The 10,300-nt window shown below is 36.7% G+C and carries 5 protein-coding genes and 1 tRNA gene; 4 read left to right on the top strand and 2 right to left on the bottom strand.

What is annotated here, in order from left to right; genetic code table 11:
- On the bottom strand, positions 1–3,527 hold a 3,527-nt coding region (locus ABEB23_RS12025), incomplete at its 3' end, for an immunoglobulin domain-containing protein (protein ID WP_348812849.1).
- A 975-nt stretch (positions 3,528–4,502) separates the two neighbouring features.
- Here ABEB23_RS12025 and gnd point away from each other — a divergent pair.
- The 4 genes from gnd to ABEB23_RS12005 all read left to right on the top strand — a co-directional run bounded on the left by gnd (position 4,503) and on the right by ABEB23_RS12005 (position 10,076).
- Positions 4,503–5,402 (top strand): phosphogluconate dehydrogenase (NAD(+)-dependent, decarboxylating), encoded by a 900-nt coding sequence (gene gnd, locus ABEB23_RS12020; protein ID WP_348812848.1) that lies wholly within the window; start codon positions 4,503–4,505, stop codon positions 5,400–5,402.
- A gap of 94 nt (positions 5,403–5,496) precedes the next feature.
- Positions 5,497–6,816: a gluconate:H+ symporter gene (locus tag ABEB23_RS12015; protein WP_348812847.1), complete on the top strand. Its 1,320-nt coding sequence runs from the start codon at positions 5,497–5,499 to the stop codon at positions 6,814–6,816.
- A 23-nt stretch (positions 6,817–6,839) separates the two neighbouring features.
- Positions 6,840–8,258, top strand: a complete 1,419-nt coding sequence (locus ABEB23_RS12010; RefSeq protein ID WP_348812846.1) for a gluconokinase — start codon at positions 6,840–6,842, stop codon at positions 8,256–8,258.
- Positions 8,259–8,438: 180 nt separating this feature from the next.
- On the top strand, positions 8,439–10,076 hold the full coding sequence (locus ABEB23_RS12005; RefSeq protein ID WP_348812845.1) for a hypothetical protein: 1,638 nt from the start codon (positions 8,439–8,441) through the stop codon (positions 10,074–10,076).
- A 78-nt stretch (positions 10,077–10,154) separates the two neighbouring features.
- On the opposite strand, the gene ABEB23_RS12000 is transcribed toward ABEB23_RS12005, so the two are convergent.
- Positions 10,155–10,241 (bottom strand) — tRNA-Ser (locus ABEB23_RS12000).
- Positions 10,242–10,300: the final 59 nt, after the last annotated feature.

Below are 10,300 nucleotides of genomic sequence, written 5' to 3'. Positions count from 1 at the left end.
GCTGCAAATAACTGCGCATTGCTTGGTGTTGTTCCTTGACATACCGTTAATGTTCCGTTTGTTCCTGCACTCGCCGGTTGGGCTTGTTCTGTTAACAAAACCGAATTACTAGTCACAGTTGAACAGCTATTAGTAACCACAGCTCTATAATTTTTTCCAGTTAATCCTGTAACATTACTAATAGACAATGTCCCAGTAGTTGCTCCACTGTAAACACCTCCATCTGTAATATCAACATTATCAACCTGCCACTGAATTGAAGTTCCATTAGTTTGAACAATAGTAAAACTTGCACTAGTTCCTGCACATTTCACTTGTGCAACAGGCTGACTTGTAATAGCAGGATTAGCCAAAACAGTTAAGGTCGCCGGATTAGAAATTGTGCTACCATTCGCATTTGTAGCAACACCTCTATATTTATAACCATTTAAGCCAGCTACATTTGAAATAGACAATGTAGCTGTAGTTGCATTGGAATAAATACCTCCATCTGCAATATAGGTAGTAGAACTAGGTAACCAATTAACACCTCCATCTGTACTATATTGCCAATTATAATTAACAGCACCTGAACTTGTAGCAGCAATGGTAAAAGTAGTCCCTGTACCACTACAAATAGTTTGAGCAATAGGTTGTGTAGTTATAACTGGTGGACTTGTATTTGTATAAACTGTTATTGAGATCGGATAGGTGCTTGAACATGCTCCTGCCCCAGTTATTGTTAAAACCGCTGAATAAGTACCAACCGCTACTGCAGCCGGCACCGTTACATTAATTGAACTCGCTGGCAGCGCTGTGCTACTAACATCTAAAAATCCTTGACTTTTGGCTGCTATTGAAAAAGCAATACTATAATTTGTTGGGCTATTTAAAGGATTTGAATATGCAAAAGGCGCTGACGTTGCCCCTTGTAAAACAGAAACATTTGTACTTGTTAAAGTAATAGCAGGAGAAGGTGTTTGAACATCAAAATTAATTTGTACCGTAGAAGTTATTGAACAACTCGGGTTTAATAATTTATATGCTTTAACATATACATTTGTTAAATGAGCTGTCAATGCATTCGTATATAGATTTATTGCACTTCCCGTTCCTACAGCAGAAGGCCCTACTTTGGTTCCGGCTCCATTAACCAGCTCATAAATAACACCCGATTCAGAGGCATCTAAAGTTATAAATCCTGCCTGCCCAAAACAATAACTGTGACTGCCCCCTGCATAGGTTTGAAGCGCTGGAGGCGTACACTGTACTATTACCGATGAAGCCGATAAAGCACTTTCACAACCGCCTGTTGAAGCGGAAGCAGTAGTAACTTTTAAAACCGCACCTAAGTAAATGGAATTTTGATCTACAATTACAGACCAAGCACCACCGGCTACCTGAACACGACCAATAGGAGTTAGAGTTCCCGCAACATTTTTATAAGGAATAGAACCATCAACGTATAATTGAATCCACTCCCCATTGATTCCAGTTCCAAAAATCGAAGTTGAATTTTCATATACTGGTCCATTTACCGTTGTCGATCCATTTATAGAAGGTGCTGTTGTTAATGAAATAGCATTAGAATAAACACTTTCCGTTTTACATTTGGATGCATCAGCTATAGTAGCAACAATGGTAGTCCCAGCAGCAATAGGGCTATCTGGTGTAAAAGTCCATACACCAGAGGCATATGAACTTGTACCTGTAATTGGCGCATAAGTTGACCCATTAAAGGAATATAATTTTACACTAGCAGTACTAGATTCAGAAGAAGATACTTTAACTGAAGTCAAGGAAGCACTTATACAAGGTTCTTGTATAATGCTCGGTTTATTTGCGACATTTTCTACTTTAAGAGCTGCACTACTTTCTGAAATACATTTACCTGCTTCAATTTGCTTTACCGTTATGCTTTGGCAAGTTACCAAACCCGAAACTGGAATAGTCCAACTAGTAGAACTAGCAACAATTGTTCCTACCTGAACCCCATCGGCATATAAATAAACTGTCGCACCACTAACTCCAGTTCCAGAAATTGAGCTAGTTGACGTAGTTATTGGTGTAGCTCCTAATGCGGGAGTAGCAGATGTAGTGCAATTAGAAGGTGGAGATTCACAACCAGATCCAGGAGCCTCTGTTGTGGCATACAAGGTTTTACCCGTAAACCCGTTTCCTGTTGTGGTAAAAGTATAACTTTCAGGACTGCTTGTTGTTGTATGAGATGCTAAAAGAGTAGGGGTAGAACCAACCATTTGGTAAAGTCTAAGAATTGTCCCCGCAAGATGATTTGTCGTAACGGTAATTTGATTACCATTATTTAAAACGAAAGTTGGCGAAAGACTTGAACATGAAACAACCACGGCTTTTACAGTTTCCGCATCACAATTCCCAATCGAAACACCTTCTCCGGGTGCTTGAGCAGTAGCATATATAACGCTTCCGGTAGCCAAAGCTGACACAGACACGCTAAGTGTTTGTGGGCTAGTGGTAGTCGCTGCTGAAGTCCCTATTAATGTGTTTCCATTATATACTTTTATAATTGTTCCTATTGCTTCTGTAGTTGTGATGCTGACAGATGTTGCACCTGTAGCAATAGGTCCATTAATAGTAGGACATAACGAACGATCCGGACATACCTGTCCTGGAGCACAAGGTGTATAATTATCAATTATTACCGTATAACAATTTTCAAGAGTTCCACAAGTGGAATCTACACCAGCTACATCAGAAGCTGAAGCAGGACTGCACACCGTCGATTTTTGAGCTCCCATATTATCAACAATAGCCATACGAACCGGTGTTGCCGAAGTCATTCCAAACTGCGTTGTCAAATCACTCATTTTTACGAAGAAATCATAAAAATAATCCGGGTTTCCACAACTCGTTGTGAGTGCTAGTGATTTTTGATAGTTTGTACTTCCTGCGTAAGAAATAACCGGACTACAATTACTATTATTAACGTCATAAACATAAACACCAAAATTCGTGGCCAGCACTATTTCTATTTCAAAACCAGGATTGGAACTTGAATATTGCGGATCTGCGTTTGGACCACTACCTCCAAATAAACCATCAGTATCGATCAGAATACTATAACTTTTTGAGTTAGGTGCCGTAGTCCCCATTCGCATTCTAAAAAGCCAATTCCCGTTAGCATCAAGATATGATTGAACGGGATCTTGATCTCCCTGATCAACAAAGTCCGTAAAACTACAACTTGGGCCTGCACTAAGATCACTATTTGGCTCCACCATAGGAAAAATCAAAGACGAATAAGGAATCTCACTTTCAAGCTGATCATCAGAAATAAAACCCCCAGTTGTTGCCGAAGTATAACCATCCCCATTAGGATCCAAAACAGAATTCCCTGGTGTTGCTGCAGGCTGATAGATTATTCCGGGAGTTTGACCAGATACTCTACTAAAACTTAAAAGCACGAGCAGCGTAATCAGCCAGATATTTTTTGTCGTTGAAGACTTTATTTTAAAACAATCTATTTTTTTTAACATAAGATTTCGGGAACTATGTGGAAAGAATTTCATTGGAATACTTTTACTGAGGAATTAGGAATACTACCTTAAATTATTTTTTTTATTTTCATTTCATTCAACGAACTGAATTGAAAATGGCTTGAATCGCCTTAAAAACAAAAACTGTCCTAAATTAAAATTCAGGACAGTTTTTAAACTTGATACAATTGTATATACGGAAATGTTAGTAACACTATTTTCATATGTTCTAACTACTATCGTTTTATTTGCTAAAAAAATTGGGGTCGAATCTCTAAATAAAATTCCACGCGAGAATGACCTAACTGAAGTGTTTTCAAATCGTGATTTTGCCTTAAAGGGAATAATGGCAAAAAATAAAACATCAATAAATAATAGCTTATAAAAAATAAGCTTTCTAAAAGTAAAGTTATGCATGTTCGTCAGCGGCTAAATTCATTTGTAGGACCTGGGACGACAAACATAGATAAACGGAAAGAACTTACTAATTTTACTCGACGAAATGTAATTTATGTCGATAAAATACACTTTTTACCTTATGATTTAAAAAAAAAGTTAAAAATCAGTCCCCTAATCTTAAAAAAAGATTAAATACAAATCCTAAAAATTCCAAAAAAAAGGAACAAATAACCCTACATAACGAACTGTTTACTAAGCCATAATAGATTTAAAAAAATAAAAAAATTCGCATAATTAAAATGGCAAAAAAAAATAAATCAACCCAAAATAAAACAAAATTTCAGAACTAATTTTTTCGTCTTTATTAATTGATTACCTACTAAAAACAGTCCCATAACAAACAAAAAAACAGTTGAATTTTTTAGTTCTAAAAAAAACAGAATTTCCTTTTGCCATTTCGAAAAAAGACACCTCCATAAATTAAATAATTTAACAAAACAATTGTCGAATATTTAATTATTTATGCTGAACACAGCAATACAAAAGAATAAAAACGATATTTTTACAAAAACAAACGGCAATTTATTCAAAAGTAAAACCAAAATAATAATGCAAATTGGAATTATAGGATTAGGAAAAATGGGGTTCAACCTTGCCCTTAACTTACAACGAAATGGTTACGATGTTATAGCCAATGATGTCAATGCGGACTTCATAGAAAAAATAGCTCAGGAAGGCATTAACACAGCATATTCTACTAAAGAATTATGCGAAAAATTAACTCATAGAAAAGTGATCTGGTTAATGGTACCTGCCGGCGAAATTGTAGACACTGTTATCACATCTTTACTTCCTTTTTTAGAAAAAAATGACATTATTATAGATGGAGGAAACTCTAATTATAAAGACTCCAAACGTCGCTACTCCTTTCTCAAGGAACTCGGTATTGACTTTTTGGACTGTGGAACTTCGGGAGGTACTTCCGGTGCGTTAAACGGTGCTTGTACAATGATTGGCGGAGATAAAGATGTATTCGAATATGTAGCCGAAGTTTTCAAAGCTATTTCTGTAGAAAACGGACATCTTTATACCGGCTCAGCAGGAAGTGGACACTTTACCAAAATGGTTCACAACGGTATCGAATACGGCATGATGCAGTCCATCGCCGAAGGTTTTGAAGTATTCGAACATTCTGAATTCGATATTGATTTCGAAAAAACAGCCAAACTTTTTAACCATGGCTCCGTTGTACGCAGTTGGCTTATGGAATTAACAGAAAATGCTTTTTCGAAAGACCCAAAATTAGACAGTATTAAAGGAATTATGCATTCATCCGGTGAAGGAAAATGGACGCTCGAAACTGCCTTGGACCTAGGTGTTCCAACCCCGGTGATCGCCCTTTCGATAATGATGCGCTACCGATCCCAAATGCAGGATACTTTTTCCGGAAAAGTAGTGGCTGCGCTTCGTAATGAATTTGGCGGACATGCAGTCGAGAAAAACGAATAAGTGATTTTTTTTTACTTTATCAAAATTGAAATACTCTTGACTGCAGTCGATTTGACACCCATTGTATGATTTCTAATTTATCCCATTTTCATCTATGTCCATACTGATTCTGATTGCAGGCATTCTTTTATTACTTGTTTTGATCTCGGGAGTAAAACTCAATGCTTTTATTTCATTGATAATTGCTTCTTTTTTTGTTGGGATTACAAAAGGAATGCATTTTCCCGACATCATCAATTCATTGCAACAAGGAATTGGCAGCACTTTAGGTTCTTTGATCCTGATTATCGCTTTAGGTGTTATTTTGGGGAATCTACTATCTGACAGTGGCGCGGCACAACGAATTAGCTCCGTAACAATACAATTCTTTGGAATCAAACACATCAAGTGGGCGATGTTACTCACCGGTTTTGCAGTAGGAATTTCGATGTTCTACAATGCCGGTTTTGTGATATTGATTCCTATGGTTTTTGCTGTCGCCAAAAGCACTAAACAGCCCATTATTTATTTAGGAATTGCCATGGCGTCAGCGCTCTCTATCACACACGGTTTTCTGCCTCCTCATCCGGGACCAACGGCCATTGCCGTTATTTTTAAAGCTGACATTGGTAAAACCTTGCTTTACGGACTTATCGTTGCGATTCCTGCTTTATTGATTGCCGGGATTATTTTTCCTGAATTTATAAAAAAAATTGTCGCTAATCCACCCAAAGGTTTATTCGAAAGCAAAACATTTAGTGACCAAGAAATGCCTGCTTTCGGGATTAGTTTTCTGACCGCTTTGGTTCCAGTAATTTTAATGGGAATGGCCACCATTAGTGAATTAGCCTTAGCTGAGGAATCCGCTCTGAGACACATCCTTGGTTTTATAGGAAATCCTACCACTTCCATGTTAATAGCGGTGCTTTTTGCCATTTTTGTTTTAGGCATCAATCGTGGCAGAAAAATGCAGGACATCATGGACAAATCAGGATCGGCACTGAGTTCTGCCACCATGATTATTATGATTATTGCTGCCGGCGGCGCGTTCAAACAAGTATTAATTGATAGTGGTATTGGCACCGACCTGGCCTCTTTTTTTAAAGAGTCAACCCTTTCGCCTTTAATTTTAGGCTGGCTAATCGCAACTATTATTCGCATCGCCTTGGGTTCTGCAACAGTAGCAGGATTGACCGCAGCAGGAATTGTGCAACCATTAGTGCTTAGTTCGGGTATTAGTCCTGAATTGATGGTACTAACTATTGGCGCAGGAAGTTTAATGTGTTCCCATGTGAATGATACCGGTTTCTGGATGTTTAAAGAATATTTTGGAATCAGTGTTTCCGATACTTTCAAAACCTGGACAGTAATGGAAACCATTATCGGAATTATGGGACTAATTGGTATCTTGCTGCTGAATGTATTTGTGGGATAGTAATTATTATTTAAAAAAAGAAAATGGAAGCATGCTACATCGGAATTGACATTGGCACCACAGCAACCAAAGCCGTGTGTTTTGACAACAGCGGAAAAGTGATTCGCGAATTCTCCCAATCCTATCCTATGTATCACCCAAAGCCTGATTGGAGCATACAAAAACCAAAAGAAATCTTATCTGCAGTTTTAGCCTGTATCCAAGAAATCACAAAGGAAATTCAGCCCCAATTTATAAGCTTCAGTTCGGCAATGCAAAGTATCATGGTTATTGATGACACCGGAAATCCGTTGACCGATGCTATTTTATGGGCAGACAACCGGGCACATCATGTAGCCGAAAAACTGAAAAATTCGGAACTGGGAAAACAGTTTTATCAGCAGACTGGGATCCCGATTCACCCCTTCTCCCCTATGACTAAAATTATCTGGTTTAAGGAATTTGATTCAGCCGTTTTTTCAAAAGCATATAAATTTATCAGTATAAAAGAATATGTCTGGCACCATCTGACCGGTGAATATGCTATTGATTCTTCGATGGCTTCGGGTACCGGATTAATGAATATTCATACTTTAGAATGGGACACCGATATTCTAAATTATTTACAAATAAAACCCCAACAGCTCTCTGCCATGCGAAGCCCAATTCACCAGAGCAGAGGAGTTTCGGACGACTTCCTTTATATCCTTGGCGGTGGCGACGGTGCCTTGGCAAACTTGGGAACAGGAGCTATGGAAAAAGGTCGCATCGCCCTGACAATTGGAACAAGCGGCGCCGTACGTTTACCCATTGACAAGCCTTATGTTGATTCCCAAATGCGAACCCAATGCTATCACCTGATAGAAGATCAATACCTGACTTTAGGAGCAGTGAACAATGGCGCAATTATTTTACAATGGTTAAAAGAATCACTTCTAAAAACAGATGATTCATTTGAGACCCTTTTTGCGCAGGCCGAAAAAATTCCTGCAGGCTCCGAAGGTTTACTTTTTGTTCCTTACTTATTAGGCGAAAGAGCTCCTATTTGGGATGCATCAGCGCAAGGTACTCTTTTGGGAATCCAAATTATTCATACCCAAGCGCATCTCATTCGAGCCACCTTAGAGGGTATTCTATTTGGACTATTAAGTGTTACCGAAATTTTACTGCCGGATGTCGAACAAAGAAAACAAACCACAATAATGGCCAGCGGGGGTTTTGGAAAAAGTGATCTTTGGCTGCAAATGGTTGCCGATATTTTCCAAATGAAGGTGGCCGCCTCACAAACCACAGAGGGTTCCGCTTGGGGTGCCGTACTAATTGGTATGAAATCCATTGGAGTTAACAGCTTCTCTCAAAACAAAACAGAGAAAACCTTTTTACCAAACACCAATTACAAGGCAGTTTACGAACACAATTTTGCGAAATTCAAACAGGTTTATCCTTTGCTAAAAGACCTGTAATTCTTTCATTTTCATTTATACCAAAACGAAAAAGCTGAAAATATATTCTTGATAAAAAAATACAAAAATTCCTTCAAAATAGTACAAGTTCAATTATATTTGTTGAGACGGTAATATGCCATCCAAAGAAAAAAAATCAATTTTTCACATTCAATCAACACAAAATATAATATGCTGCGTTTGAAAACCTTTACATTATTATCGAGACTTTTTAGTTTGTTACTTTCATTATTTCTTATCATTTCCTGCAGCACACATAAAAGTAAACTATCTGAGAATAACTATTTCCTTAAGAATTACTTTTACAATGATTCATTGAAAGTAGGCATTGATTTTGATAAAAATATTGAATTCAGGAAAGCTCCTCAAGTTAAAGCAAAAGAGTATAAAAAATTCCTGAAGAGCAAAGAAAACATTTCTTCAAAAGATCTTTTTTTAGTTGCTGATTCAAAAGAAAAAGGAACTGAAAGCTATTTTTTCTATCAAAACATAAAAACATCAAATGATAGTTTAGCTGTTGCAAAAATTATTGTTCATGACACTATAACCCATACTATCCTTTTTGAAAAACAAAAAGGAAAAAGAAAAATTACGGGATTGCTAAAAATCATCTCAGCAAAAGACAATCAATCGTCTTTATCACAAGCTAATGACTTATTAAATAAAATAACTATTGATTCTTTGGATGAGAAAAAACTGTCATTCCCTTTAATATTCATCAAATATTTTCCTTCCATCCATCCAAATGGTTTATATGCCAGTAAAAAATTAAAAACTGCACCTTTAAAAGCTGAAGGGGACAACAATCCAAAATTTCAATATCTGTCAACGGTAAATTCTCTTATGTCCAATAATAGAACCTATGACTCCTTAATTGTTGATTACGAAAAAAAGCGAAAAGAAAAATTCAATCCAATGATTGCTGATTTATCTAATAAAGAGGATGTTTACAAAGACAATGCAGTTTTGGGTAAGATTGCAGAAATAGCAAAAGAGAACCAAGTAATTATGCTCAATGAAGATCATTATTACCCCAAACACAGATTGTTTGCCATGGAATTACTAGAAACATTGAAAGCCAATGGATATACTTATCTTTCATTAGAAGCATTTGTCGCAGATTCAGAAACTAATTTTACACCCAATTACCACAACGGAATTTACACAGACGAACCTTATTTCGCCCATTTCATCAGAAAAGCAATAGCACTGGGATTTATCGTTTCAGGACATGAAAACCACGACAGAAACATCGACCGAGAAATAGGCCAAGCAAAAAATATCTTAAAAATTTTGGAGAAAGACCCTAATGCTAAAATTTTTGTTTTTGTTGGACATGGCCATCTCGAAAAGAAATATGAAGGAAGAAAATTGATGGCCGAGCATTTTATAGAATTATCTAAAATCAACCCTATAACTATTAATCAGACTGTTGTTTGCGCCGACACTAAAAATGAACTATTACTAATTCCTCGCACATATCTTAACGATACAACAAAAACAAAATCAACTGCTGATTATTTTTTGATCAATAATAGAAAACCTAGTCTGAAAAAAATATATCCAAATGCAGTTTTCAAAGAAACAAAAATTAAGAATACGGTTTTTTCGAAATATAAAAACAAAGAAGTTTTGGTTGAAGTAATTGATTCAAAAGAATTTGCTTTGATAAAAAATCTGGCTATCCCAATTGAAAGTTATCTTAAGACACCTAAAAACAATGAAATTAATCTTGAGTTACCAATAGGCAGTTATCATGTTCTGGTAAGGACCGAGGATGATGAAACAATTTATGATGACAACCTAATTGTAAATTAATCTCCCGAATCAATTATGCAAACAGCCGAGAGTATAAAAATAAAAATGCTTCCCTTTCAGGAAGCATTTTTATTTTTGCAGAGAGGAAGGGATTCGAACCCTCGATACAGTTACCCATATACTAGCTTTCCAGGCTAGCTCCTTCAACCACTCGGACACCTCTCTATTTTATTTTGGTTTGCAAATAACTTAAAAAAAATTGAGTTACAAAAGTAAAATTCGAT

Source organism: Flavobacterium maritimum (assembly GCF_040049085.1).
Classification (GTDB): Bacteria; Bacteroidota; Bacteroidia; order Flavobacteriales; family Flavobacteriaceae; genus Flavobacterium; species Flavobacterium maritimum.
The sequence above is the reverse complement of the archived record's forward strand: the minus strand, read 5'-3'. Positions and strand labels throughout refer to the sequence as shown.

Coding starts and splice junctions, on each gene's coding strand:
- gnd (WP_348812848.1), top strand. CDS start 4,503: ATGCAAATTGGAATTATAGGATTAGGAAAAATGGGGTTCAACCTTGCC.
- ABEB23_RS12015 (WP_348812847.1), top strand. CDS start 5,497: ATGTCCATACTGATTCTGATTGCAGGCATTCTTTTATTACTTGTTTTG.
- ABEB23_RS12010 (WP_348812846.1), top strand. CDS start 6,840: ATGGAAGCATGCTACATCGGAATTGACATTGGCACCACAGCAACCAAA.